The sequence below is a fragment of the Staphylococcus sp. GDY8P119P genome (assembly GCF_017892075.1).
Taxonomy (GTDB): Bacteria; Bacillota; Bacilli; order Staphylococcales; family Staphylococcaceae; genus Staphylococcus; species Staphylococcus ureilyticus.
Map to the genome: position 1 here is coordinate 17693 of NZ_JAESKJ010000011.1, position 26482 is coordinate 44174.

The window sequence follows — 26482 nt, forward strand, 5'->3', positions numbered from 1 at the left end:
TTATTAAGCAGAAGTTTGTTCCTTATTAACGAGATTTCCTTCTTTATCGTATAGTTCAGGATCTTTTTCATCATTAATCGTTTCTTCAGTGATTACCACTTTTACAACACCATCAGAAGATGGAACATCATACATAATATCGATTAATGCTTCTTCAATAATTGAACGTAAGCCACGCGCACCTGTTTTACGCTCAATCGCTTTGTTACTAATTGCAGACAATGCTTCGTCTGTAAATTCTAGTTCTACATCATCTAGTTCTAACATTTTTGTATATTGTTTTACTAAAGCATTTTTTGGTTGTGTTAAAATATTTTTCAATGCATCAACATCTAGTGTTTCTAGATTTGCAACAATAGGCACACGACCAATAAACTCTGGAATTAGACCGTATGATTGTAAATCTTCAGGTCTGATTTGTTCTAAGATAGCATCCTCATCATATTTAGATGCTTCACTACTAGAAAATCCAATGACTTTTTCACCTAGTCTGCGTTTAATGACTTCATCAATACCGTCAAATGCACCACCAAGTACAAACAAGATATTTGTAGTATCTATTTGAATTAATTCTTGGTTAGGATGTTTACGTCCGCCTTGTGGTGGCACGCTTGCAGTTGTACCTTCAAGAATTTTCAATAGCGCTTGTTGTACACCTTCACCTGAAACATCTCTTGTGATAGAAGTATTTTCTGATTTTCTAGCGATTTTGTCGATTTCATCGACATAAATGATACCTTTTTCAGCTTTATCTATATCAAAATCAGCTGCTTGAATTAAGCGAAGTAATATATTTTCAACGTCATCGCCAACATATCCGGCTTCAGTGAGACTCGTAGCGTCTGCGATTGCAAAAGGCACATTTAATGTTTTAGCTAAAGTTTGGGCTAAAAGGGTTTTACCGCTACCTGTTGGACCAATTAAAGCAACGTTACTTTTTTGTAATTCCACGTCATCTTCATTTGGACCTAAATTTTGAACACGTTTATAATGATTATATACTGCGACAGCTAGAGATTTTTTAGCTTTTTCTTGGCCAATAACATAATCATTTAATTGATCCATAATTTCTTTAGGAGTTGGTAATTCTGTTAGTCCTTCTGATTCTGATTGAGCTAACTCTTCTTCAACTATTTCTGAACATAGCTCAATACATTCGTTACAAATATATACGCCACTTCCTGCGACCAATTTTTTAACTTGGTCTTGATCTTTACCACAGAAAGAGCATTTTAAATTTTCTTCATCTTCATTGAATTTGAACATTCTATTTACACCCCTATTCCCTAAAGACTATACTAGATAGCATTTTAATATGCAACTTGAACAAATCTCAAGTTTTTTGCACAAAACATTGTAGCAGACACATTAATTGAATGCATCTGCTACTAGTTTACAATATTAAACAACTATACTTTGTTTCTACAAACAATATGCTTGTGACATTTTTAGTTATGCTTCAGAGTCATCTTTAGATGGTTCTACTAATTTCGCTTCTTCTACTAACATATCAATAACCTTTTGAATACGTACATCATTTTTAACAATGTCAGTGTTACCAAGTGTTTGTTTAATATCTTCTACAGATATATTAAACTGTTCACTCATTTTTTCTAATTCTTTGTCGATGTCAGCATCAGATACTTCTACTTCTTCTGCATCAGCAATCGCAGTTAATGTTAAATTTGTTTTAACGCGTTCCTCAGCATCATCTTTCATTTGCTCTCTTAATTGTGACTCATCTTGTCCAGAAATTTGGAAATAAGTTTCTAAATTAAGACCTTGTTGTTGCATGCGTTGTCCAAATTCTTGAACCATGCGGTCTAACTCAGTTTTAATCATCGCTTCTGGAACATCAATTGTTGTGTTATTCGTAGCTTTATTAATAGCTTCTTCTTTTTGAGTATTCTCAGCGTCTGTAGCTTTTTGTTCAGCTAAACGTTTACGTAAGTTTTCTTTATACTCATCAACTGAGTTAGCCTCTGCATCTAATTCGTTTGCAATTTCATCATTTAATTCTGGAACGTCTTTATATTTGATTTCATTAACTTTTGTTTTGAAAGTAGCTTCTTTTCCAGCTAATTCTTCAGCATGGTATTCTTCTGGGAATGTTACATTAACATCTTTTTCTTCGCCAGTTTTAACACCAACCAATTGTTCTTCAAAACCTGGAATAAATGAACCTGAACCAATTTCAAGGTCGTAGCCTTCAGCTTGTCCACCTTCAAATTGTTCACCATCAACATAACCATCAAAATCAATGTTTACCGTATCACCATTTTCAACTGCACCATCTTCTTTAACAACCATTTCTGCTAGATGTCCAAGTTGATGATCGATTGATTCTTGTACTTCTTCTTCAGTTAATTCAGTATTTTGTTTTTCAATTTCTAAACCTTTGTAATCACCAAGTTCAACTTCAGGTTCAACTACAACATTTGCTTCAAATGTCATGTCTTTACCTTTTTCAATTGATGTTACATTGATTTCTGGTTGATCAACTGGTTTAATGCCAGTTTCGTCAATAGCTTCACCATACGCTTCTGGTAATAAGATATCAACTGCATCTTGATACAATGCTTCTACACCAAAGCGTTGTTCAAAAATTTGGCGAGGTACTTTCCCTTTACGGAAGCCCGGCACATTAATTTGTTTAACCACTTTTTTGAAAGCTTGATCAATTGCTTTGTCTACTTTTTCTGCTGGAACAGTAACAGATAAAACACCTTCGTTACCTTCCTTTTTTTCCCAAGTTGCTGTCATGTATAAAAACCTCCATGATTATCCTATTTTATTTTTTCAACTTCATTATTATAGCACACGTCAAAGCTCGACACAAATTATGAATTTTATATGAATAATTAATAAAAAGTTGAAATTTATTATAATTTTATATTACCTCTTAACTCCATTACCCATTTTTCATATGAGTTAATGATAAAACTACTTATTTTTCTTTATCTAACGACTCAATGAATGCAAGCACATGATTCGTTTCATCGATACTTTCTAAACCTAACATTGATTTGAAATAATTTGTATAACCTTCTATCCAAGTTTCCTTTGTTGCAATGAGTTCAACATTTAATGGATAAAGTAAAATGGCATGATTATTCAGCATATGAAGTGCTTCTTCTACAAGTTGTTGTGCTGCACCATCTTCAAGTTGCTTCAGAACGTTAGGTATAACTTCAGTTTTAAATAAAGTTTGTTCTAGCCCTTCAAGATTCTGTGGAATCACATTGATTTCATATCCATATTTATGAATAGAAATCGTTTGGTCATTTTTTGCAAAACGCAAGTATTCCAACATAATAGTTACGACATTCGGTGCGAGTTTCAGCTCATTCAACAAATGAATCACTGTATCTTGATAACGATATTGACTATGATCTATGAGCGTCAGCATAATGTTAACTTGTTCTTTAAGTGTTAATGTATCAAAACTTTGTAGCATTTGAGCTGCATGTTCATTATGTTTATCAATTTGGCTTAAAGCAAATTCCTTGATTGGAAATAATTCCATTCTAGTCTTATGATCATTGACTTCATCTATGATTTGATTAATAATTTCAACAACTTCAAAATATTGTCCTAAGCCATTTAAACTTTTAACATAATAAATCATTAAATCATCATAATTAGATATACCTTGTTTTAATAGAATGATTGCTTCTTCACGTAGCTCTAAATAATGTTCCATTTTAAAAAGCATCGCACATTTTAATAAAGCCATTTGTTCATCAAGTTCGAACTGAGCTTCTAATGACTCAAACAACTGATAAGATTGTGCTAAATTATTTTCATTAAAAGCTTGTTTAATTTCTCTAATCAACTTTTCTTTTGATCTCGGAAATGGAATGATATCAGACATTAATCAACACCTCTATTGTATTGCCTGTAAAATGAGCGCACTCCATGTTTCAAAGTCATCATAATTGTCTATCTTGTTATGGTTGACCCATTTAATTTTTAAAGTGTCGGTCTCTTTTGCTTCTACATCATTACTGTTAACATTAATCTTAAATACAACACCTAAATGTACTTCACCAACTTCATTTGTATCATCATTGATAAAGCCTATGTATGCTAAATTTTGTGATTTACTTTCAGAAAGGCCTACTTCTTCATTTAATTCTCTCTGAGCGTTCACTCTAAGCACTTCATTAATAGATTCAGCACCTTTAACGTCATTCATATGGCCACCAACACCGATCGAAGACTGACCATGCAAACGCGTTTCTCCGCCACCTGAGAGTCGTTCATAAACTAATATTTCATCGTGCTCATTTTCTAAAATGCAATACGAAATAAGTTGTTTATAACTTGGATCTTCTTCCATATCACCACGTCGTTTAATTTCATAATTCGATAGTGTTTCAAAAATGTCTTGTCCCTTATTCGAATTTTTATCTAAAAATCCATTAAACTGATTATTTTCATTATCAAATAAAATTTTTCTTGGTACTACCGTAATCATTTCGTCAAATTTAGACATTCGTTTCTCCTTCATATGTGACTTCCTTGTCATTTTATCAAAACATTCACGTATCTCAAAACAATACTAATAGCAAAACGCTTACTCGTAGGTAAATTATTAATCATCTAATATTTCAACCTTTGAATCTAAATCATTAACCTTATAAAGGTATTAACACAAGCATATCTATCATAAAGTATTTACGCAGTGCCAATACCACATAAAAGCCTGAGACAATATGGTGTCCCAGGCTTTATTTGAAAATTATTTTAAAGCTTCTTTAGCTTTTGCTACTAATTCACCAAAAGCTTTGTCATCTGAAATCGCGATTTCAGAAAGCATTTTACGGTTTACGTCGATATCAGCTTTTTTCAAACCATTCATTAATCTTGAATAACTCATGTCATGTTGACGTGCTGCAGCATTAATACGTGTAATCCATAATTTACGGAAGTCACGTTTTCTTTGACGACGGTCACGGAAAGCATATTGACCTGATTTCATAACTTGTTGTTTTGCAACTTTATATAATGTGCGTTTTGCACCAAAGTAACCTTTAGCTAATTTAATCGTCTTTTTACGACGCGCTCTTGTTACTGTTCCACCTTTTACTCGTGGCATAATAAATTCCTCCTTAAAATGTGTACATTCTTAAATTTTTCGCTGTTTCTCAGGCTATCTCGTCAATTATTTTTTATAAGATAATAATTGTTTTACACGTTTCATGTCTGATTTGTGCACTAATGAAGCTTTACGTAATTTACGTTTTTGTTTAGTTGTTTTATTTGCAAACATATGTGAAGTGAAAGCTCTTGAACGTTTTAATTGACCTGAAGCAGTTCTTTTAACACGTTTAGCAGCTCCACGGTGGGTTTTCATTTTAGGCATGATTCATTTCCTCCTGTATTATCTAATATTATTTTTCGTTTATTGGGTTAAGCATAATGAACATTTGACGACCGTCCATTTTAGGTCTTTGCCCAATAGTTGCGATATCTTTACATTCTTCAGCGAATTTTTCTAAAACTCGTTGACCAATTTCTTTATGCGTAATCGCACGTCCTCTGAAACGAATAGAAACTTTACATTTATCGCCTTTTTCTAAGAACTTACGTCCATTTTTCAATTTAGTTTGGAAATCATGTTCCTCAATTGTTGGACTTAAGCGAATTTCTTTAAGGTTGATTGTTTTTTGTTTCTTCTTCATTTCTTTTTCTTTTTTCTGTTGTTCGAATTTGTATTTACCGTAATCCATAATCCTTGCAACAGGTGGTTTAGCGTTTGGAGCCATTAAGACTACATCTAAACCTACTCTTTCAGCCATTTCTAGGGCTTCGGATTTTGATTTAACACCAATTTGTTCTCCGTCTTGCCCTATCAAACGTAATTCTTTTGCGCGAATCTTTTCGTTAACTTGAGTCTGATCTTTTGCTATGGTTGACACCTCCAAGATTTTTACGAAATTATCCCAAGCAAAAAGAGCGAGTATATAATATACCCGCTCTTCTCTACACATGATATTTTCATGTATATATAGACCTGCCAACTGCATTTAGCGTCGCTACAGGTGAGAAGCGGGAGCTTCTACTTGGTTCGTTTCGTATTCAACATTACCTATCTTAGCAACTATCTTCAAATAAGTCAACAGTTTATTTTAATTATGTTTAATTTCGTCCATATCTATGTCTTGTCGTAAGTTCACTTTCTCTAATGGTACCATTTTCGTTTTATAACGTAATTTATGATAAATAAAGAATGCTAGAAATACTGGAATACCCATATATGTGATAATAAATCGGTTCAGGTTAAAGTCACCTGTTTTGATAAAATCTACGTCTTGTCCAATAATGACTAACACACATAGGACACCAGCAAAGATTGGGCCAAATGGGAATAGTTTAGCTTTATATTTTAATTTAGATTTATCATAATTTTGCTTGTCAAATGCTTTTCTGAATCTATAATGACTGACTGCGATACCTACCCAAGCGATAAAACCAGTCATACCACTTGCAGCAACAATATATTCGTAAGCATCACCACTCAAATGTTGCAATACAAAGATGCCCACGACAATCACAGCTGTCGTAATTAACGATACATACGGTACGCCGTTTCTATTTGTTTTACCAAAAACTGGATATGCTAATTTGTCTTTACTCATGGAGTATAGCATTCTAGTCGATGCATACATTCCAGAATTACCAGCAGATAATACCGATGTTAAGATAACGGCATTCATAAATGATGCTGCAAATGCTAATCCAGCATTTTTAAATACAAGTGTAAATGGTGAGGTAGCAATATCATCGCCACCACCCATTAAAGAAGGACTATCATACGGTATTAACATACCAATTACAAAAATTGCTAATATATAGAAAATCAATATTCTCCAAAATACTTGTTTAATTGCTTTAGGTACTGCTCGTTCTGGATTTTCAGATTCACCAGCTGTAATACCGATTAATTCAGTACCTTGGAATGAGAAGCCTGCAACTAAGAATACACCAAGAATTGTCAGTAGACTACCACCTAAGCCGTCACCAAGAATTGGGCCACCGCCTTTAGAAAATGTGTCAAAACCTACGAATTCTCCACCCATAATTCCAAGTATAGTAAGTAGACCGATGGCAATAAAAATGATAACTGTAACAACTTTAATTAATGCAAACCAGTATTCACTTTCACCATAAACTCTAACAGACAAAGCGTTTAGTCCAAATATAATAATTAGGAACAAACAGCTCCAACTCCAAGCTGGTATACCTGAAAGAGGTGTCCAATATTGAATCACTTGTGCAGCAATCGTAACATCTGCAGCAACTGTAATAACCCAGTTGAACCAATAATTCCATCCCAATGCAAATCCAAGTGATGGATCAACAAAACGCGTAGCATAAGTACTAAATGAACCAGAAACAGGTAAATAAGTAGCCATTTCTCCTAAAGATGTCATAAGGAAAAATACCATTGCCCCAATAATTGCATATGCAAGTAATGCACCCAAGGCACCTGCATCATGAATTGCACCACCAGAAGTCATAAATAAACCAGTACCAATACAACCACCAATAGCTATCATGGATATATGACGATCTTTTAGCCCTCTTTTAACTCCATTATTTTGATTTACTTCTTTTGCCATAGATGCTCCCTTTCCTTTAAACTTAGAGGCCAACTTACTATGCGATTATAATTATACTTTTATAGTTATTAATAACCTTTACATCGGAATATACATGTTATTTAACCAATTTGCTATAAATTTCCCGTTTTAGTATGAATAATAATCTTAAACCTAAATAAAATGGTTACATACCTATTAGATATGCAACCATTTTAGTCATAGCATTTATATAGGTAGCACATCACATATGTGACAGTCCAGTCTCTTTCGAAAACTGACCCAACCAATAGTGAAAAATGGTCACTTTTGATTTCGGCATTTTTACCTTTCACAAATCCTACATACGCTCCAAATAGCTTACAGATTGTTACTGATTAAAAACGCAACCTCTAACTCAATTTTTTTATTTTTTTATTTCACTAAGATTCAATATACATGATTTCAACATTACTTTCAAGGTTATCTTTGTTTTTTAAGTCTGATTTCATCTACCAAATCCCAAATAAATGATTCTTTTTCAACCGTTTCTTGATCTTGCGAACCATATTTTCTAACATTCACTTCATTATTTTCCATCTCTTTATCCCCAACGACAAGTTGATAAGGGATTTTTTGCATTTGTGCTTCTCTGATTTTGTAACCCATTTTTTCATTTCGATCATCTATTTCGACTCTTATACCTTGTGATTTAAGTTCGTCTTGTAAATGTCGAGCATAATCATAATGCAAGTCAACGTTTACTGGAATAATTTCAACTTGTTTTGGTGCTAACCACGTAGGGAAAGCTCCTTTAGTTTCTTCTGTTAAAAATGCAACAAAGCGCTCCATTGTCGAAACAACACCACGATGGATGACTACAGGTCTATGTTGCTCACCGTCTTTTCCTATATATGACAATTCAAATTTTTCAGGTAGTAAGAAGTCTAATTGAGCCGTAGATAACGTTTCTTCTTTACCCATAGCTGTTTGTACTTGAACATCTAACTTAGGACCATAAAAGGCTGCTTCCCCAATAGCTTCTTCGTATGCTAAACCTAGTTCATCAACCGCTTCTTTCAACATGCTCTCTGCTTTATTCCACATTTCATCATCATCAAAGTACTTTTCTTTATCCTCAGGATCTCTGTAACTTAAGCGGAATTTATAATTTTCAAATCCAAAGTCTTCATAAACATCGACAATTAAATTAACAACGCGTTTGAATTCTTCTTTTATTTGATCTGGTCTTACAAAAATATGTGCATCATTTAAAGTCATTCCTCTAACACGTTGTAATCCAGAAACAGCACCACTTGCTTCATAACGATGCATTGTACCTAATTCCGCAATGCGAATTGGTAATTCACGATATGAATGTGGTTTATTAGCATAAATCATCATATGGTGAGGGCAATTCATAGGTCTTAACACCATTTCTTCATTTTCATCTAATTTCATAGTTGGGAACATGTCCTCTTGATAATGATCCCAGTGTCCTGATGTTTTATATAAATCTACATTTGCCATCACTGGTGTATACACGTGATCATAACCCATGCTTACTTCTTTATCTACAATATATCGTTCAATTTCGCGACGAATAGTTGCACCGTTTGGTAACCACAATGGTAAACCTGCACCTACTAATTGATTGTTTGAGAATAGTTCTAATTCTTTACCAATTTTACGGTGATCGCGTTCTTTGCGTTCTTCTAACATTTGAAGATGTGCCTTTAAATCTTTTTTATCGAAGAAAGCAGTACCATATATACGTTGAAGCATTTTATTATCACTATCTCCACGCCAATATGCGCCTGCAGTTGATAAAAGTTTAAACTCTTTAATTTTTGAAGTTGATGGTACATGAACACCACGACATAAATCAGTGAATTCACCCTGCGAATACAAAGTAACATTTTCATCTTCTGGAATAGCATCTATTAGTTCTAGTTTATACGGATCATCAGCAAAAAATGTTTTCGCTTCATCTCTCGATACTACTTTTCGTTCTATAGGATAGTTTTCATTGACGATTTGTTTCATTGTTTTTTCTATTTTTTCAAAATCATCAGATGACACGCTTTCAGACATATCAAAATCATAATAAAATCCACCATCAACGACTGGACCCACACCAAATTTCACATCTCCATATAAACGCTTTAAAGCTTGTGCCATTAAATGTGCAGTAGAGTGACGCAAAACTTCTAATGCTTCATCACTACCAGGTGTAACTATTTCAATTTCACCATCTGTTTCGATTGGTCTTGTTAAATCAATCATTTGTCCATTTAACTTTCCTGCTACAGCTTTTTTTCTTAAACCAGGACTGATTGAGTGTGCAATCTCTTCTGTAGTAGTTCCTTTTTCAAATGCTTTCGCATTACCATCTGGAAAAGTAATATTTATTTGATCCATTTAAATTCCTCCTATTTATACTTGCCTTAAATCATCACGAAATAGTCATATTACAAACGTAAAACAAAAAGACCCCATCCCTAAAAGGGACGAGGTCTTCGCGGTACCACCCTAATTAAAGTAATTTTTATAATGATAAAAATACTTTACTCTACATAAGTTAACGGTCTTGAGCCGGATGTTGATTAGAACATCTATCATGAAGTAGTAACAGATAATGATACTTACCAAATTCTCATCACACATTGGTTCTCTGTGAAGTATGAAATTATCTATCATGTCTTCATTTTATTTCGCTTGATTTAGATTTAATTATATTATACAACATTTTTTTAATAATTCAATCGTTACGATAATTTTTGCCTTCCAAAAAATATGGTGTTGCTAACGATTTAATTCTTTCCATTATTCTAGCTGCTTTTGTTTTTTCAGTACCATTGCGCGTAACAGAAAGATGATATTCTAATTCTTCAAAGCTTAGGTTAGAGCTAAAAAACGTTGGTAATTCGTGAACCATTCTATAATGAAGTAATGGGCCAATTACTTCATCTCTTGCCCAAGGTGTAATCTCTTCAGCACCAATATCATCTAACATTAACACATGTGATTCACGTACTTTCGCTAACCTTGATTCGAAACTGCCATCTTTAAATCCACCTTTTAAAGTGCGAATAAATTCTGGTAGATATACAATCGTAGAAGGTACTTTTTCAACTTTTAATTCATTGGCAATCGCACCTAATATAAATGATTTTCCAGTTCCAAAAGGACCATGTATATATAAACCTTTGACTTGGGGCGCTTTTTCTACTATTTTTTCACAAATATCGGTTGCTGCCATTGCAACATCTATACGATCTCTTTTGTCCATATAAATATCGCTTAATTTCGCATTTAATGTATCTCGTTGCATATGATGTGAAGCAATTAAATGGGCATCAAATTTTTCTTCGTCATGTTTGATTTTACATGGACAAGGTAGGTAACGAATTTTTATGTGCTGATTTTCTACATATAATTCAGGCACATGACCCTTAACAAAGTTCGGACAATCTTTAAAGGCATGTCCATCATAATGTTTTTCTTGATCTTTGTATTCTTGTAAAATATTCAAATCTTCATCAATCATTGCATTAGTTACTTCTGATTGATGTGTCTCTAAAAACATTTTGACATCTGGATCATTGATAACATCTTTTTTTATCTTTTCAATTCGCTGACTTAAATCCTTAGAGTCACCCATAATATGATTGAAAGACTTCATATATTATTCCTCCTCTCGCTTACTATTCAATCGTTTTAACAACGCTTCACGGTCTCTTTTTAACGCTTCATCTTCATCTGGATTATTAAGTTCTTCTAAACTTTGATTTTTCGTTTCTTTACTATCTCGTTCTTCTAGCCATTTAGGTGTCATTTCCCTAGAAACGAGTTGTTTAGATTTATAACTACCATTTTTAGTTTGATTTGACTGTTTGGATGTAGGTTGGTTCACCTTTTTAGCATAATGATACGCTTCTTCTGCAGTTTTGATACCCTTTTTTTTCCAATTTGATGCAATCTCAAAGATATAAGTTTTAGGAAGTTTCATGTCTTCTTTTAACATTACAAATTGTAAAAGTATATTAATTACACCAAATGGTAGTTGTTCTCTTTCAACTAATTCTTCGACCATATACTTTTGCTGCGTCGTCGGTTCAGATTCTGACCACGAAGCAAGCATATCGATGGGGCTAGTTTCGTCTAATTGTTTTAACCAATGATTTGAATCATCTTCTGTTATATTATTTTTTTCCGTGCTGACACCATCTATATAATTTGATTTTTTAGCCTTTAATTTTGGAAGCTGTTGTTCATGTTCTATGAGGTAATACGTTCTAGCATGTTTACGCATTTCTTCAAAAGAGAGCTCTTGTGCACTAGTGATTGATTTTAAAATAATGCGTTTCATTGCTTCTGGTGTTAAACCATATAAAGTCGCAATCTGTGTGATCAATGCTTTAGCTTCACTATCAATTATTTTAGTGCTAATAAAATGATTTTGTAATAAATCATAAAGTGCTTCAAAATCAAAATTTACATTAGATAAATCTGCACCACCATAAGTTTCTTCACTTTCAATCATCTGTGTATCTTCAGTCAGTGCTTTGTTAGGCACTTTAAACACATCAATGAATGTGCGCGTCACATCTTTGTACTGACTTAAGTCAATGGTCATTTGATCCTCGAAATGTGATTTCAGTTGCAAGTAGCGTTGCTTACTTACTTGACTATATAAATATACAGATAACATAGGATCATTAAAAAATTGCTCTGCTGATGGTGGTTGTACAAGCTTGTATACAAAAGAAGAGTGTTGTTTAGAATGATGCGCAAAAGATTTTAATAATCCAATGCCTTCTAACAAATCCATTTCCTTTCTGAATTCAAGTAAGTTTATTTTTAATTCATTCATAATAATATAATGTGTCAACACAACATCTTGTTCAAATTCTACGAACTGATTCAAATAATGATACAAACCAATAGCATTTGAGCCAATCATTGGCGTAAATAATCTATTAAGTATTTCTAAATGTTTATGATTTAAATAAAAATGACGCAACACGTGGAAATCATCTTGTGGTCTTAAACCATAATCATAGGACTGTAATCCCATTTAAGAATCACTCCGTTTGTTTTCTGCTAAAATTCCTTGCATTGATTGCAATAGTTGATCAACATCTTTAAATTCTTTATAAACAGATGCAAATCGCACATAAGAAACTTGATCCACATGCATCAATAAATTCATGACGTGTTCCCCTATTTCTCTTGAAGAAATTTCGGCACGTCCTTCATCTCTTAATTTCCATTCTACATTATTAGTAATATCTTCTAATTGTTGATAACGCACAGGTCTTTTTTCACATGAGCGCACCAAACCATTGAGTATTTTTTCAGGTAAAAATTGTTCACGTGTGCCATCTTTTTTGACAACGATTAACGGTCTTTTTTCAATATGTTCAAACGTAGTAAACCTTGTGCCACATTGTTCACATTCTCTTCTACGTCTGATCGCATTAACTTCATCAGCATGTCGTGAATCTACAACGCGAGAGTGCGTTGAACTACATTTCGGGCATTTCATCGAATTACCACCCTCTCAATTTGATTACCATTCATTATACTATAAATCGTTATGCCACAAAAGAATCGTATTACACAATAACGCTATTTATTTATAATAAATACATTTAATCCTTCATATTTAAAATAAAACCTCTCTTTAAAGTGAAAATGCACATTCACTTTAAAGAGAGGTAAAGATATAAGTTAACAATAAATTAATTTTCTTGAATACGCAATTACAAAGCAGTAACCACATTAAATATTTACAGTAATTAGGCTATTAATTAACAACAGTTGATACATTATTTTTTAATAATTGACCAATTTCTTCGGCAACATCAACAACTCTATTTGAATAACCCCATTCATTATCATACCAAGCTATAACTTTCACTTTATTTTCACCCATAATCATTGTACTTTGTGTATCAATAATGGCTGAATGTGGATTTGTGTTAAAGTCCATAGATACAAGCGGTGCATCTTCAGTCGCAATCACATCTTCTAATGTGTTATTTCTGAAAGCTTCATTAACTTGTTCTACTGTGACGTTAGTATCTAAATCAACCACTAAATCAACTAATGATACATTTTTAGTCGGCACTCTTAAAGCCATGCCATGTAGTTTGCCTTCTAGTTCAGGTAAAACTTCTTTAAGTGCTTTAGCCGCTCCAGTCGAAGTAGGAATAATACTTTCATTACATGAACGCGCACGTCTTAAGTCTTTATGTGGATTATCAATATTATTTTGATCATTAGTAATAGCATGCACTGTTGTCATTAAACCATTTTGAATACCGAATTGGTCATTAAGTACTTTTGCCACAGGCCCAATGCAATTCGTTGTACAAGAAGCATTACTAAAGATATCATATTTTTCAATGTCTAATTGATCATTATTCACACCTTTAACAATCATTTGTACATCTCCACCTTTAGATGGTCCTGTTAACAACACTTTTTTAGCACCAGCCGAAATATGAGCGACTGCTTTATCACCGTGATTAAATTTACCAGTAGCTTCAATTACAATATCTATATCAAGTTCGCCCCATGGTAAATTTTCTGGATTTCTGTCAGCAACAAGTTTTATTTCACGGTCATCGACTTTTATACCATTCTCAATAGGTTCTACCTTTAAATCGAAATTACCATGTGTTGTATCATAATTGATTAGGTGAGCAATTGTTTCTGGTGGATAGCTAGCATTAATCGCGACTACATTCATATTTTCATTTTTTAGCGCTATTCTTAATACCATTCTTCCTATTCTACCCATTCCATTAATTGCAATATTTGTCGTCATTCGAAGCACCCCTCGTTTTAGTGTTATACTTTATGGAATTAGTATAACATAAATCGATGAATGCGAAAGCGTTTTCTTAAAGAAAAATTTAAAAAACTTAAAATAATTAAAATTGTAGTTTTCTAAACGATTAATTTTAGAAAAATCTTTATCCTTATTATTATTGATATACAAAAAAATCCCTCCAAAGTTTTCATTTATTAAATGTCCACTTTGAAGGAATCAAATAAGTATGATTTTAAAAACATTGTTATTTAAATTTCTTGCGAATGACCTGTTTCACTTTCGATATAACCTTCATCAGTTAATAATTGTTCTAAGTTTTGTTTTAAATCTAATTTAGAATCTCGATTATCGATAACATGGTCTGCCATTCTGCGTTTTTTATCTATGGATATTTGACTATAAACACGTGCCTTTGCATCCTCCATAGAAATATCATTACGTTGCATTAATCTATCAATTTGGATACTTTCAGAAGTATAGACAAGCCATACTTCATCGACTGTATCTTGTAGTTCATTTTCATAAAGTAATGGGATATCCATAATTACATTATATCCATCTTTTAGAAATGCTTCTTTTTCTTGTTCCATAATGGTTCTAACAATTGGATGTACGATTTCATTTAATTCTAATCTTTTTTCTGGATAGTTGAAAATAATATCTCCTACATATTCTCGGTTCATATTACCATCTTCATCGATTGCTTCTTCTCCAAATGTTGAACGCACCTGCTCTAGTCCTTCAGAACCTTTTTCAACAGCTTTACGTGATGCAATATCTGCATCAACAATTTTAAAACCATGTGCTGTTAACAATTCTGAAACAGTTGATTTTCCTGATGCGATACCACCAGTTAATCCAATAACTTTAGGCATATTTTCACTCTTCCTTCATTTTTGACATACAGGACAGAAATGACTATTACGTGTTGCAATGATTTGTGTCTCAATATCATTTCCGCACACTTTACATGTCTTTTGTTTATATACATTTAAATGTTGTTGCATCGTACCTGTACTTCCATCTGCATGGAGATAATCTGAAATACTGGTACCTCCATATTTAATACCCGCTTCTAACACTTCTCGAACATAATAAAATAACATTTCTTTTTCTTGATAATTTAAATCTTTAGATATACGTGCTGGATGGATACCTGCTCTATATAATGCTTCACAGGCATAGATATTACCACAACCTGAAACTACTCTATGGTCTAATATCATTTGTTTGATTGGTTTATTTTGATATAATTTTTTATCAAACCATGACATATAATGTGGTAATGCTTCTTTCTCAAAAGGTTCCGGTGCGATTTCTAAAAATGATGGATATCCTTCAAATGAAGCAACATTTCTAATCTCACCAAATCTCCGAATATCTGAGTAAACTAAGAGTTTGTCATTATCTAATTTAAAAATAACATGCCAATGTTTACGATAATTGGGAGCACTGATATCTTCTAAATGATCTACGACAAAAAAACCACCTGCCATACCTAAATGGCTAATAATTATTCTTTGTGTCGAACTATTTTCAATATAAAAAACAATATATTTGCTACGTCTTTCAATATTATGAATCGTGTAGCCTTTAGTATAATGTTTAAATGTATCTAAAGATAACCCTTTAATAATCGTTTCTTTATTATTATTTTTTCCTTCTATCACTTTATCAGAGAACATAATATCCTCAATTTTTTGCCCTTTTACAAAAGGCCTTATCCCTCTTGTAACATGTTCAACTTCAGGTAGTTCAGGCACCATATTCCCCTCTTTCTATTTCGCGTCATACCATGTTTGTCCATAACTAGATTCTACTTTCAATGGAACATCTAATTTCAATGCATTATCCATTATCTTTTCAATAAATTTTTCAAAGTCTTCTACTTCTTCTTCTGGCAATTCAAAAATTAACTCATCGTGTACTTGTAGTAATAGTTGAGCATGAAAATCTGTATGTTTAACCTCGTTAGCAAAATGAACCATCGCAAGTTTGATGATATCTGCTGCGCTTCCTTGTATAGGTGTATTCATTGCTGTTCTTTCAGCAAAACTTCTTAAATTAAAATTTCTACTTGTAATATCTGGAATATAGCGTCTTCTATGAAGCAGTGTCTCTACATAACCTTGCGCTTTACAATCTTTAACTATGTCTTCCATATATTGTTTGACACCAGGGAAACTGTCCAGATAATCATCTATAAATTTTTTGGCTTGTTTTCTAGTTATTCCCAAGCTTTGGCTTAATCCATAGTCACTTATACCATAAACAATACCAAAATTCACAGCTTTTGCTTGTCTCCGCATTAAACTATCAACATTTTCAGGTTCTACGTCAAAAACTTTCACTGCTGTAGCTGTGTGAATATCTTCATCATTGATGAACGCCTGTTTCAAACTTTCATCTTGTGTAATATGTGCCAGTACTCTTAATTCAATTTGTGAATAATCGGCTGAAAAGATAACATTATTTTTATCACTTGACTTAAATGCTTTTCTAATTTTTCGACCTTCTTCTAAACGTACTGGTATATTTTGAAGGTTTGGATCGATTGATGATAGACGTCCAGTTTGAGCCAATGTTTGATTAAATCGAGTATGAATACGATTATCTTCAGCAATCACTTTTTGTAAGCCTTCAACATACGTTGATTGTAATTTAGCTAATTGCCTATATTCTAAAATATATTCTATGATTGGATGTTCTCCTTGTAACTGTTCTAATACATCAACCGCTGTAGAGTATCCTGTCTTTGTCTTTTTAATGACAGGTAATTTTAATGTTTCAAATAATACAACACCTAATTGTTTTGGTGAGTTAATATTAAACGTTTCACCTGCAGCATCATAGATATTGTCAATTAAGACATCTAATTTACTTTGAATTTCTACTTCCATTTGTTGTAGTTCACTAAGTTCAGTATAAATACCTGTCTCTTCCATTTCACTTAAAATACGAGCCAACGGTAATTCTAAATCATGTAATAAATCAGTTTGATTATAGTCATCCAATTGTTGTTGAATTTTTGGTTTAACTTGGTTGATGGCGTTGATAATAGTTCCCACATAAGGATTTAATACGTCATCTGATGGAATTTGTTTTTTCTTGCCTTTTCCATATATTGCTACACTTGATTGAACATAATGCTGACCATAGTTTGCTACCACAGAATTCACATCATCTATTGTGCGTGAAGGATCAATAATGTAACTAGCTAGCATCACATCAAACACAATATGCTTAATATTAATACCAAGTCGATGTGCTACGATATAAGACTTTTTGGCATCGTAGACGATTTTTTCAGTCTTCTCATTTTCAAGCCAAGCAACCAGTGACTGATTTTGTGAAAGTTGTTCGGCATTGACTACGACATAATGTTGACCATCGAAGAAGCCAAATTTCAAAATATTGTCTTTTAAGTAATTGGCACCATCTAACTCGAAATGGATGACTGCTGTTTTTAATGAGTTGAAATCAATTTTTGTAAAATCATCTTCTAGTTCAATATCCATCTCTTGAACGTCAGAGTCATTAATTGAAGCATCCATCTGGTCTAAGAGTTGGTTAAATTCTAATTTTTTAAATAGTTCAATTTTGTCATCAGTATCTGATTGATCAGGCAATTTAGTATCTTCTAATGATACTTCAATTGGACTATCACAATTGATAGTCGCCAACGTTTTACTCATTAAAGCATCATCTTTACTATTTTCAAGCTTTTCTTTCAATTTTTTACCCGAAACTTCATCTATATGTTCGTATACATTTTCTACTGTGGAAAATTGGTTTAATAGTTTAATAGCTGTTTTTTCTCCAACGCCTGCCACACCAGGAATATTATCTGAACTATCCCCCATTAGACCTTTCATATCAATAATTTGTTTCGGCGATAAACCATTATATTTTTCAGCTATAAATTCTGGAGTATAATGGTCGACATCTGTAACACCCTTTTTAGTGTAATAGATTGTAACATCGTCAGTAGCTAATTGTGTTAAGTCACGATCACCAGTAATGATTATTGTTTGGAAGTTTTCATGATTAGCTTGTTTGCTTAAAGTACCTATAATGTCATCTGCTTCATAGTTTTCTAATTCGTAACGTTTGATACGGTATGCATCCAATAATTGTCTAACGTATGGAAATTGCTCACTAAGTTCTGGAGGAGTGGATTGTCGTCCACCTTTATATTCACTATATTGCGCATGTCTAAATGTTGTTTTCCCAGCATCAAAAGCGACTAAAAAATGTGTGGGTTGTTCTTCTTTTATAATTTTTTCCAACAACATTGCAAAACCATAAACGGCGTTCGTATGAATACCAGCTTTATTTTGTAATAATGGTAACGCATAAAAAGCTCTAAAGCTCAAACTGTTTCCATCAATTAAAATTAATTTATTCAATATTTTAACCTCCAACACATATTTACTTTCCATTTTATCATAAATTATAGGTCAATCCGTATTCATTCGATGAGGTTGAGATAAAATAATTATCTCAATTAATCTCCATGTTATTGTCAGTCACTGTTAATCCACATATTATAGTTTAATGATTAAGTATCACTATGCACATGTTTATCGTCTCTATCACAGGAAGCTTTCCAACCTATTCAATAACAAGTACTTTTCTCTTTGTATAGGACAAAACAATGATTTCTAATAAATTTGAGTTTTTCTTACTCTATTTTTACTAACACAAAATAAAACGACCGATTAACCTTGGCCTATGATGGTTATGGTTAAATCGGTCGTAGTTATTATTTTAATCAAAAAATGTGACTCTAAAAGTTGAACCCTTTTCTGGTTCACTAAACACATTAATTCTACCTTGATGGGCTTCCATAATATGCTTTGTAATAGATAAGCCTAAACCTGTGCCTCCTGAATCTCTACTGCGGGCTTTATCTACACGATAAAAGCGTTCAAAGATATGTTTTTGATCTTGCTTACTAATACCAATACCAAAATCTTGAACTTCAAGCACACGCTTATTACCTTCTTTGAAAACACGCACAATGACTTGACTAGAAACTTTAGAATAACTTATTGCGTTCGAAAGTAAATTAAGTGCTACTTGCGAAACTTTATCTTTATTTGCCTCAATAATAATATCTGGTTCAATCTCATTAACTATTGTTATATTTTTACTTTCTGCGATATTTTGCATATGCTTCATTGTTGACTCAGCAATTTCAGATAAACTTGTTGGTTCTGTTTCTAATTGTGTTTGTTGCTCAACATGAGACAAATCTAATAAGTCATATACTAATGTTTCAATACGATTCGATTCTTTAGAAATGATGTTTAAAAAGTCATTTAATGTTTGTTCATCATTTTTAGCACCATCTAAAAGTGTTTCGGCGAAGCCTTTTATAGAAGTGATAGGTGTTTTCAATTCATGTGATACATTAGCTACGAATTCACGTCTTAAATTTTCTAATTTTTTCAAATTTGTAATATCATGTAGCACGACTACCATACCGTAAAGATTCTTTTTACTTTTAGATAAAATTGGAATACATGCTGTGTCAAAGTATTTTTGGTGGACTTGGTCAATTGTCAACTCTATTTGATCATAAGTTGATTTTTCAACTTTAAATGCTTCGGCGATTAACTTTTGAATCTCTGGATCTATAAAGTCGATATAGCTTTTATGTTCTACAACATTCTCAGGATTAAACACATCATAATATGATTTGTTTGCAATCACAATCTCACCATATTTATCTATCATTAAAATTGAACTAGGAATATTTTCTATCGTTGTTTTCAATCGATTAGATTGTAACTTTTGTTTATGATTTAATCGTTGTAATCTTCTGGCTAGCTCATTTGTGGTGACGAATAATTCTCTCGTTTCTTTAACATTACTTTCTGGAACCCTAACATGATAATAACCTTCGGCTAAAAGGTTTGTTGCATATGTAACTTCATTTATCGGTCTAATGTAAGTTCTATTAATGCTTCTCACGACAAAGAAAATAATAACCAATACAAATAATCCAATTAAACCTACATATTTCCATATACCTATTTGTAGTTCTAGTATTTGATTATTAACACCACTGATAATCACATCTTTATCTCTAATCGAAGTTTTAAAAGTATATCTACGGTCATCCCCTATTTTATCGTAAATTATTTTGGAAGGATTCGCTTCATTATTAATATCATTATTAAATGGGGTCCCTGATTTTGTGGAAAATACTTCATCGTTACCTTCAGTAAGTATCAAAGTAAAATTTTCGTTTTTTGCAATATCTTTGATTTCATCTGTTTTATCATGATTGTATAAACTGACTAAATGTTGTGCTTGGTGTTCTAAGTCACCTTGTTGGCTTGATATGACTGTATTGTATATGACATGTGTAATTATTGCACCTAATGCAACAAAACTAATGATAACGATGGTACATAATAAAAATAAGAGTCTTTGGTGAAACTTCAACATTAGACTTTAGGTCTTTCCAATTTATAGCCTAAACCTCTAACTGTTTTGATCAATTTAGGCTGCTTAGGGTTCTCTTCCAATTTATCTCTTAAATGACTTATATGTACATCCACAATTCTTGAGTCACCTGCAAATTCGTAATTCCAAACAGAGTTTAGCATATGCTCACGTGTAATTACTCTGCCTTGTCTTTCAATAAGATATAGTAACAGTTCAAATTCCTTAGGTGTGAGTTCTAATAATTCATCACCACGGTAAACCTCAAAATATTCTGGTCTAATTCTGATAGAACCAATTAAAATATCATCTTCATCATTTTCAACTGGTACTGCTTCATTAATCATGGCAGATCGTCTTAAAATGGCTTTAACTCTAGCTACCACTTCTCTCGGTGAAAATGGCTTAGTCATATAATCGTCTGCACCAAGTTCTAGACCTAACACACGATCAAATTCATCATCTTTAGCAGTTAACATTAAAATTGGCACTAAATTTTTATCAGATCGGATCGTTTTACAAACTTCGATTCCATCTTTTTTAGGAAGCATAACATCTAATACAACCAATTCTGGATTTACAGCATTCACTTTTTCTAATGCTTCTTCACCATCATAGGCAACATCCACGATATATCCAGCTTGCTCTAAATTATATTTTAACAAGGTTACAATTGATTGCTCATCATCTACTACAAGTACTTTTTGTGACATAGTATACCTCCAAATTTATGATTACAAATTAATTATAACGTAAATTTTAATAAAAATAACATACTTAAAAGTATTTTTACATAAACTTAATAAATAGAAAATAATTAGTTATTTGTAAAGAAAGCACAAAGAATTTGTATCGTCTACATAAACTATTCTTCAATGAATCAATAACTGGTATTGAATATACTTATTATTCCTGATTTTAATAATACCTTAACATTAATTTTATATTCTAACTATTAAATCTTTCGTTTAAATTATATTTTGCTAAGATTTGCTTGCTCGTAAAATATAATTTAATCAAAATAAAAGAGCGAGATAGAAATCATAATAATCATGATTTCATATTCTCGCTCTTAAGCTAAATTATTTATTTTCCTTAGAAAAATACTTCTTTATTGTTATTTATTGTCATTTTATTTAATATTTTTGATTAATTCATCAGCGAATTCAGATGTAGATACTTCTTTTGCACCATCCATTAAACGTGCGAAATCATAAGTAACGACTTTTGAAGCAATTGTTTTTTCGATAGACTCAGTAATCTTGTCAGCTGCTTCTTGCCAACCTAGGTGCTCAAGCATTAATGAAGCACTTAAAATTTCAGATGATGGGTTTACTTTATTTAAACCAGCATATTTTGGTGCAGTACCGTGTGTAGCTTCAAATATCGCATGGCCAGTTTCATAGTTAATATTTGCGCCTGGTGCAATACCAATACCGCCAACTTGTGCTGCTAACGCATCTGACACATAGTCACCGTTAAGATTCATCGTAGCTACTACATCGTGATCTGCAGGACGTGTCAATATTTGTTGTAAGAAAATATCTGCAATGGAATCTTTGATGATAATTTTACCGTCTTTTTCAGCTTGTTCTTGAACTTCATTAGCTTTTTCTTTACCATCTTTTTCAACAATTTCATCATATTGTTGCCATGTAAAGACTTTATCACCAAATTCATTATGTGCTAAATCATAGCCCCATTGTTTGAAAGCACCCTCTGTAAATTTCATAATATTACCTTTATGAACTAGAGTTACAGATTTACGATTATTATCTAGAGCATATTGAATCGCTGCACGAACTAAACGCTCTGTACCTTCTTTTGAAACTGGTTTCACACCAATGCCTGATGTTTCTGGGAATCTTATATTTTTAGCACCCATTTCATCTTGTAAGAAATCGATTAATTTTTTAACTTCTGGTGTTCCTTCTTTAAATTCAATACCAGCATAGATATCTTCTGTGTTTTCACGGAAAATAACCATATCTGTATCTTCCGGACGTTTAACTGGTGAAGGTACGCCTTGGAACCAACGTACTGGTCTTAAGCAAGTAAATAGATCAAGTTCTTGACGTAGTGCAACGTTTAATGAACGAATACCTCCGCCGATTGGTGTAGTAAGTGGTCCTTTAATTGCAATTAAATATTCATTGATTGTATCTAAAGTTTCTTGTGGTAACCATTCGCCTGTTTCATCATAAGCTTTTTGACCTGCAAGTACTTCTTTCCATTCAATTTTCTTTTCACCGTTATAAGCCTGTTCTACGGCTGCGTCAATGACTCTACTAGCAGCTGACCAAATATCTGGTCCAATACCGTCACCGATAATATAAGGAATGATAGGATTATTTGGTACAGTTAACCCTTCTGCTGTTTTTACTACTTTTTCTCCTGCCATGTAAAAATACCTCCATCATTTGAATTGTTTTATTTATGTTAATTCGTGATTATCTTTCTTCAATTGGTTCATAAGTTCTATTAGTTTCACCAATATATTGTGCTCTTGGACGCATAATTCTATTATCTCTATATTGTTCAAGAATATGTGCAATCCAACCTGAAGTTCTACTAACTGCAAAAATAGGTGTGAATAAATCATGTTCAATATTCATACTGTGATATACAGTTGCACTATAGAAATCCACATTAGCAATAAGGCCTTTTTCTTCTTTCATTTTATCAGCTATTTTTACAGATATATCAAATAACTGGCTTTGGCCTGTTTCGGATGTAATCTTTCTACTCATCTCTTTTAAGAATTTCGCTCTTGGATCACCATTTTTATATACACGGTGACCGAATCCCATTATTTTCTTTTTATTTTTAATTTTATTATCAATGTATTCATCTACATCATCAATAGACTTAACTTCTGATAACATACTCATTACACGCTCATTTGCCCCACCGTGTAATGGACCTTTTAAAGAACCGACAGCTGCTACAATACCTGAATACATGTCTGATAATGAAGACACTGCACATCTTGCAGTAAAGGTAGAAGCATTCAACTCATGATCTGCATGTAATACCAATGCTTTATTAAATGCTTCAACTTCGATATCTGTTGGTAATTCACCACGTAACATATATAAGAAATTACCAGCATAATTTAAATCACTGCTAGGTTTAACAGGTTCTTTACCTTCTCTAACTCTAGCATATGCTGTAACAAGTGAAGCGATTTTAGCTTGAATGCGTACTGCACGTTCCATCGTTTGATCTTCACTTTCATCCTCAGCATGTTCATCAAAGTGCGCAACGTAAGACACTGATGTTCTTAATGCTGTCATTGGATGTACATTACTAGTAGCGTACTCTTTAAAATGATTATATACTCTAGGATTTAATGTCATATAGTTAAAGAGTTTTTCTTTAAATGATTGTAATTCTTCTTTATTAGGTAATCGGTAATGCCATAATAAAAAGACTACTTCTTCAAATTCAGCATTTTCGGCTAAATCATCAATTTCATAGCCAGCATATGTAAGTTGACTATCAATGATAGAGCTCACTTTAGTTTCTGCTGCAATTACCCCTTCTAAACCTTTTTGTAACTCTGCCATATATATTCCCCTTTTCTATTTCATAATGAAACGGCTTTCATAAACTATTATAGCCAATATTTACGTTTTTGTGAATATTTCAGTTTAAATTCCTAGTTAATCATTAAGAAATGATGATTTGTTTATATGCCCATAAACACGCCATAATTAATGAACGTTGTTATATCATCATTCTAATATGTAATTACCCTTTCTTCAATTTATCAAAGTTTTTAATTGGTTATCATGATTAATAACAAATTATTAATATAATATTACACTGACTTTTTTAAGATACAACTATAAAAAAGTGTTGTTTTATTTTAAATTGCGTATCATAATAATAAATAACTTAATAAAGGAGTTAAAACTTATGGCAAAACAACAGTTACAAAGAGAACTCAGCAATAGGCATATACAGTTAATTGCAATTGGAGGTGCAATCGGCACAGGGCTTTTCTTAGGAGCAGGTCAAACCATAGCATTAACTGGTCCTTCGATTTTACTTACATATATCATTATAGGATTTATGTTATTTATGTTTATGCGGGGCTTAGGTGAAATTCTTGTAACAAATACGAATTTTAAATCTTTTGCTGATGTAACAAATCAATACATAGGTTCATTTGCTGGATTTGTTACCGGATGGACATATTGGTTGTGTTGGATTATTACAGGTATGGCAGAGGTTACAGCTGTTGCTAAATACGTTAGTTTCTGGTTCCCACATATACCCAATTGGATAAGTGCTCTATTTTGTGTATTAATTTTAATGTCACTCAATTTATTAAGCGCTAAACTTTTTGGAGAACTAGAGTTTTGGTTTTCCATCATCAAAGTAGTTACAATCTTAGCACTTATTGTCGTTGGCATTGTAATGATTGTCATGGCATACGATACACAATTTGGACACACCTCGTTAACTAATTTATATCAACATGGTATTTTCCCAAAAGGGATTAGTGGATTTTTAATGTCATTTCAAATGGCACTCTTTTCCTTTGTAGGGATTGAATTGATTGGCGTGACGGCTGGCGAAACAAAAGATCCAACTAAAACGATTCCAAAAGCAATCAACAGCGTTCCGATTAGAATTTTAGTATTTTATGTTGGTGCATTGACTGTAATTATGTCAATCATCCCTTGGAACAATATTAATCCAGAAGAAAGTCCCTTTGTGAGATTATTTGCTTTAATTGGTATTCCATTTGCAGCAGGCATCATCAACTTTGTAGTATTAACAGCTGCTGCTTCTTCTTGTAATAGTGGTATATTTTCAAACAGCCGTATGTTATTTGGGCTTTCAAATCAAAAGCAAGCACCCCCTATTTTTGAAAAAACAAACAAAAATGGTGTGCCTCACATAGCAATCTTAGTCTCATGTGCTCTATTGTTAATTTCAGCCTTATTGAACTATATTATTCCAAACGCAACTTTAGTATTCACATATATTACAACTGTTTCAACAGTACTATTTTTAGTCGTTTGGGCTTTAATTATTGTTGCTTACATTAATTATCATCGCCAAAACCCAGAAATGCACAAAAATGCTACATATAAATTATTTGGTGGTAAATATATTGGGTATATCATTTTGATTTTCTTCTTTTTAGTATTTTGCTTACTTTTCGTAAATGTAGAAACAAGAAGAGCAGTCTATTTAACACCTATTTGGTTTATCATCTTGAGTCTTATGTATCTAAGATATAAAAAATTCGCTACTTCAGATATGAAGTAATCCTATCAACAACTATTGTTGAATGCTTCAACACATCAATAATCTAATACAATAGCCTAAGACATAAAATGGTCTTGGGCTATTTCTGTATAAAAAAGAGAATTGATGCTACATCGTTATGTGTAGTGTTTAACAATAGTATTTGAGTATCTCAATACAAGGTGTATATATCATATCGAAATCATTTAAACAGATAACTATTGACGTGCTTAACATGTGTTATATATCAATCAAATAAGCGCAATCTGTTAATGTTTTTATGGTATGATGTATTACTTTAAGTGACGATTATAAATCGAGTAACGATGTT

At 32.5% G+C, this 26482-nt stretch carries 21 protein-coding genes, 1 riboswitch and 1 other annotated feature; of the genes, 1 reads left to right on the forward strand and 20 read right to left on the reverse strand.

The window, feature by feature from the left end:
• Positions 1 to 3: 3 nt before the first annotated feature.
• From clpX to KA830_RS11110, 20 genes are all read right to left on the reverse strand, one after another.
• Positions 4 to 1266 carry an ATP-dependent Clp protease ATP-binding subunit ClpX gene (clpX, locus tag KA830_RS11015; protein WP_046207660.1) on the reverse strand — a complete coding sequence of 421 codons (1263 nt, stop codon included), beginning with the start codon at positions 1264 to 1266 and terminating at the stop codon, positions 4 to 6.
• A 186-nt stretch (positions 1267 to 1452) separates the two neighbouring features.
• Positions 1453 to 2763 (reverse strand): trigger factor, encoded by a 1311-nt coding sequence (gene tig, locus KA830_RS11020; RefSeq protein ID WP_046207661.1) that lies wholly within the window; start codon positions 2761 to 2763, stop codon positions 1453 to 1455.
• Positions 2764 to 2947: 184 nt separating this feature from the next.
• The gene (locus tag KA830_RS11025; protein WP_204180450.1) at positions 2948 to 3874 is read right to left on the reverse strand and encodes a hypothetical protein; all 927 of its coding nucleotides are present in this window, start codon (positions 3872 to 3874) and stop codon (positions 2948 to 2950) included.
• A gap of 12 nt (positions 3875 to 3886) precedes the next feature.
• Positions 3887 to 4498 (reverse strand): NUDIX domain-containing protein, encoded by a 612-nt coding sequence (locus tag KA830_RS11030; RefSeq protein WP_064208858.1) that lies wholly within the window; start codon positions 4496 to 4498, stop codon positions 3887 to 3889.
• A gap of 246 nt (positions 4499 to 4744) precedes the next feature.
• Positions 4745 to 5101 (reverse strand): 50S ribosomal protein L20, encoded by a 357-nt coding sequence (rplT, locus tag KA830_RS11035; protein WP_019468478.1) that lies wholly within the window; start codon positions 5099 to 5101, stop codon positions 4745 to 4747.
• 66 nt (positions 5102 to 5167) lie between these two features.
• Positions 5168 to 5368: a 50S ribosomal protein L35 gene (gene rpmI, locus KA830_RS11040; RefSeq protein WP_019468477.1), complete on the reverse strand. Its 201-nt coding sequence runs from the start codon at positions 5366 to 5368 to the stop codon at positions 5168 to 5170.
• Positions 5369 to 5396: 28 nt separating this feature from the next.
• Positions 5397 to 5924 (reverse strand): translation initiation factor IF-3, encoded by a 528-nt coding sequence (gene infC, locus KA830_RS11045; protein ID WP_037539866.1) that lies wholly within the window; start codon positions 5922 to 5924, stop codon positions 5397 to 5399.
• A gap of 23 nt (positions 5925 to 5947) precedes the next feature.
• Positions 5948 to 6076: a sequence feature (ribosomal protein L20 leader region), on the reverse strand.
• Between the two features lie 58 nt (positions 6077 to 6134).
• Complete coding sequence (locus KA830_RS11050) at positions 6135 to 7628, reverse strand: amino acid permease (RefSeq protein ID WP_046207664.1); 1494 nt, start codon at positions 7626 to 7628, stop codon at positions 6135 to 6137.
• A gap of 208 nt (positions 7629 to 7836) precedes the next feature.
• Positions 7837 to 8010: riboswitch (Lysine riboswitch) on the reverse strand.
• Between the two features lie 59 nt (positions 8011 to 8069).
• Positions 8070 to 10007: a threonine--tRNA ligase gene (thrS, locus tag KA830_RS11055; RefSeq protein WP_192945941.1), complete on the reverse strand. Its 1938-nt coding sequence runs from the start codon at positions 10005 to 10007 to the stop codon at positions 8070 to 8072.
• Between the two features lie 340 nt (positions 10008 to 10347).
• On the reverse strand, positions 10348 to 11271 hold the full coding sequence (gene dnaI / locus KA830_RS11060) for a primosomal protein DnaI (RefSeq protein WP_046207666.1): 924 nt from the start codon (positions 11269 to 11271) through the stop codon (positions 10348 to 10350).
• 3 nt (positions 11272 to 11274) lie between these two features.
• On the reverse strand, positions 11275 to 12666 hold the full coding sequence (locus KA830_RS11065) for a replicative helicase loading/DNA remodeling protein DnaB (RefSeq protein WP_204180449.1): 1392 nt from the start codon (positions 12664 to 12666) through the stop codon (positions 11275 to 11277).
• Positions 12667 to 13137 carry a transcriptional regulator NrdR gene (nrdR, locus tag KA830_RS11070; RefSeq protein ID WP_046207668.1) on the reverse strand — a complete coding sequence of 157 codons (471 nt, stop codon included), beginning with the start codon at positions 13135 to 13137 and terminating at the stop codon, positions 12667 to 12669.
• Between the two features lie 261 nt (positions 13138 to 13398).
• Positions 13399 to 14424, reverse strand: a complete 1026-nt coding sequence (gap, locus tag KA830_RS11075) for a type I glyceraldehyde-3-phosphate dehydrogenase (protein WP_210122862.1) — start codon at positions 14422 to 14424, stop codon at positions 13399 to 13401.
• Positions 14425 to 14678: 254 nt separating this feature from the next.
• On the reverse strand, positions 14679 to 15305 hold the full coding sequence (gene coaE / locus KA830_RS11080) for a dephospho-CoA kinase (protein WP_046206879.1): 627 nt from the start codon (positions 15303 to 15305) through the stop codon (positions 14679 to 14681).
• A 15-nt stretch (positions 15306 to 15320) separates the two neighbouring features.
• Positions 15321 to 16193, reverse strand: a complete 873-nt coding sequence (gene mutM, locus KA830_RS11085; protein ID WP_204180459.1) for a bifunctional DNA-formamidopyrimidine glycosylase/DNA-(apurinic or apyrimidinic site) lyase — start codon at positions 16191 to 16193, stop codon at positions 15321 to 15323.
• A gap of 15 nt (positions 16194 to 16208) precedes the next feature.
• Positions 16209 to 18839 (reverse strand): DNA polymerase I, encoded by a 2631-nt coding sequence (gene polA / locus KA830_RS11090; RefSeq protein ID WP_204180447.1) that lies wholly within the window; start codon positions 18837 to 18839, stop codon positions 16209 to 16211.
• A gap of 361 nt (positions 18840 to 19200) precedes the next feature.
• On the reverse strand, positions 19201 to 20889 hold the full coding sequence (gene pnpS, locus KA830_RS11095; protein ID WP_046206877.1) for a two-component system histidine kinase PnpS: 1689 nt from the start codon (positions 20887 to 20889) through the stop codon (positions 19201 to 19203).
• Positions 20889 to 21599, reverse strand: a complete 711-nt coding sequence (locus tag KA830_RS11100; RefSeq protein WP_046206876.1) for a response regulator transcription factor — start codon at positions 21597 to 21599, stop codon at positions 20889 to 20891. The genes pnpS and KA830_RS11100 overlap by 1 nt, the downstream gene beginning before the upstream one ends.
• A 419-nt stretch (positions 21600 to 22018) precedes the next feature.
• Positions 22019 to 23287, reverse strand: a complete 1269-nt coding sequence (icd, locus tag KA830_RS11105; protein WP_046206875.1) for an NADP-dependent isocitrate dehydrogenase — start codon at positions 23285 to 23287, stop codon at positions 22019 to 22021.
• 49 nt (positions 23288 to 23336) lie between these two features.
• Positions 23337 to 24455: a citrate synthase gene (locus KA830_RS11110; RefSeq protein WP_210134255.1), complete on the reverse strand. Its 1119-nt coding sequence runs from the start codon at positions 24453 to 24455 to the stop codon at positions 23337 to 23339.
• A 352-nt stretch (positions 24456 to 24807) separates the two neighbouring features.
• On the opposite strand from KA830_RS11110, the gene KA830_RS11115 reads away from it, so the two are divergent.
• On the forward strand, positions 24808 to 26172 hold the full coding sequence (locus KA830_RS11115; protein ID WP_070039334.1) for an amino acid permease: 1365 nt from the start codon (positions 24808 to 24810) through the stop codon (positions 26170 to 26172).
• The last annotated feature ends 310 nt before the right edge of the window (positions 26173 to 26482 follow it).

What these genes read in the sequence shown, in the direction of transcription:
- clpX (WP_046207660.1), bottom strand. Translation starts at nt 1,266, where the DNA reads ATGTTCAAATTCAATGAAGATGAAGAAAATTTAAAATGCTCTTTCTGT.
- tig (WP_046207661.1), bottom strand. Translation starts at nt 2,763, where the DNA reads ATGACAGCAACTTGGGAAAAAAAGGAAGGTAACGAAGGTGTTTTATCT.
- KA830_RS11025 (WP_204180450.1), bottom strand. Translation starts at nt 3,874, where the DNA reads ATGTCTGATATCATTCCATTTCCGAGATCAAAAGAAAAGTTGATTAGA.
- KA830_RS11030 (WP_064208858.1), bottom strand. Translation starts at nt 4,498, where the DNA reads ATGTCTAAATTTGACGAAATGATTACGGTAGTACCAAGAAAAATTTTA.
- rplT (WP_019468478.1), bottom strand. Translation starts at nt 5,101, where the DNA reads ATGCCACGAGTAAAAGGTGGAACAGTAACAAGAGCGCGTCGTAAAAAG.
- rpmI (WP_019468477.1), bottom strand. Translation starts at nt 5,368, where the DNA reads ATGCCTAAAATGAAAACCCACCGTGGAGCTGCTAAACGTGTTAAAAGA.
- KA830_RS11050 (WP_046207664.1), bottom strand. Translation starts at nt 7,628, where the DNA reads ATGGCAAAAGAAGTAAATCAAAATAATGGAGTTAAAAGAGGGCTAAAA.
- thrS (WP_192945941.1), bottom strand. Translation starts at nt 10,007, where the DNA reads ATGGATCAAATAAATATTACTTTTCCAGATGGTAATGCGAAAGCATTT.
- dnaI (WP_046207666.1), bottom strand. Translation starts at nt 11,271, where the DNA reads ATGAAGTCTTTCAATCATATTATGGGTGACTCTAAGGATTTAAGTCAG.
- KA830_RS11065 (WP_204180449.1), bottom strand. Translation starts at nt 12,666, where the DNA reads ATGGGATTACAGTCCTATGATTATGGTTTAAGACCACAAGATGATTTC.
- nrdR (WP_046207668.1), bottom strand. Translation starts at nt 13,137, where the DNA reads ATGAAATGCCCGAAATGTAGTTCAACGCACTCTCGCGTTGTAGATTCA.
- gap (WP_210122862.1), bottom strand. Translation starts at nt 14,424, where the DNA reads ATGACGACAAATATTGCAATTAATGGAATGGGTAGAATAGGAAGAATG.
- coaE (WP_046206879.1), bottom strand. Translation starts at nt 15,305, where the DNA reads ATGCCTAAAGTTATTGGATTAACTGGTGGTATCGCATCAGGAAAATCA.
- pnpS (WP_046206877.1), bottom strand. Translation starts at nt 20,889, where the DNA reads ATGTTGAAGTTTCACCAAAGACTCTTATTTTTATTATGTACCATCGTT.
- KA830_RS11100 (WP_046206876.1), bottom strand. Translation starts at nt 21,599, where the DNA reads ATGTCACAAAAAGTACTTGTAGTAGATGATGAGCAATCAATTGTAACC.
- icd (WP_046206875.1), bottom strand. Translation starts at nt 23,287, where the DNA reads ATGGCAGGAGAAAAAGTAGTAAAAACAGCAGAAGGGTTAACTGTACCA.
- KA830_RS11110 (WP_210134255.1), bottom strand. Translation starts at nt 24,455, where the DNA reads ATGGCAGAGTTACAAAAAGGTTTAGAAGGGGTAATTGCAGCAGAAACT.
- KA830_RS11115 (WP_070039334.1), top strand. Translation starts at nt 24,808, where the DNA reads ATGGCAAAACAACAGTTACAAAGAGAACTCAGCAATAGGCATATACAG.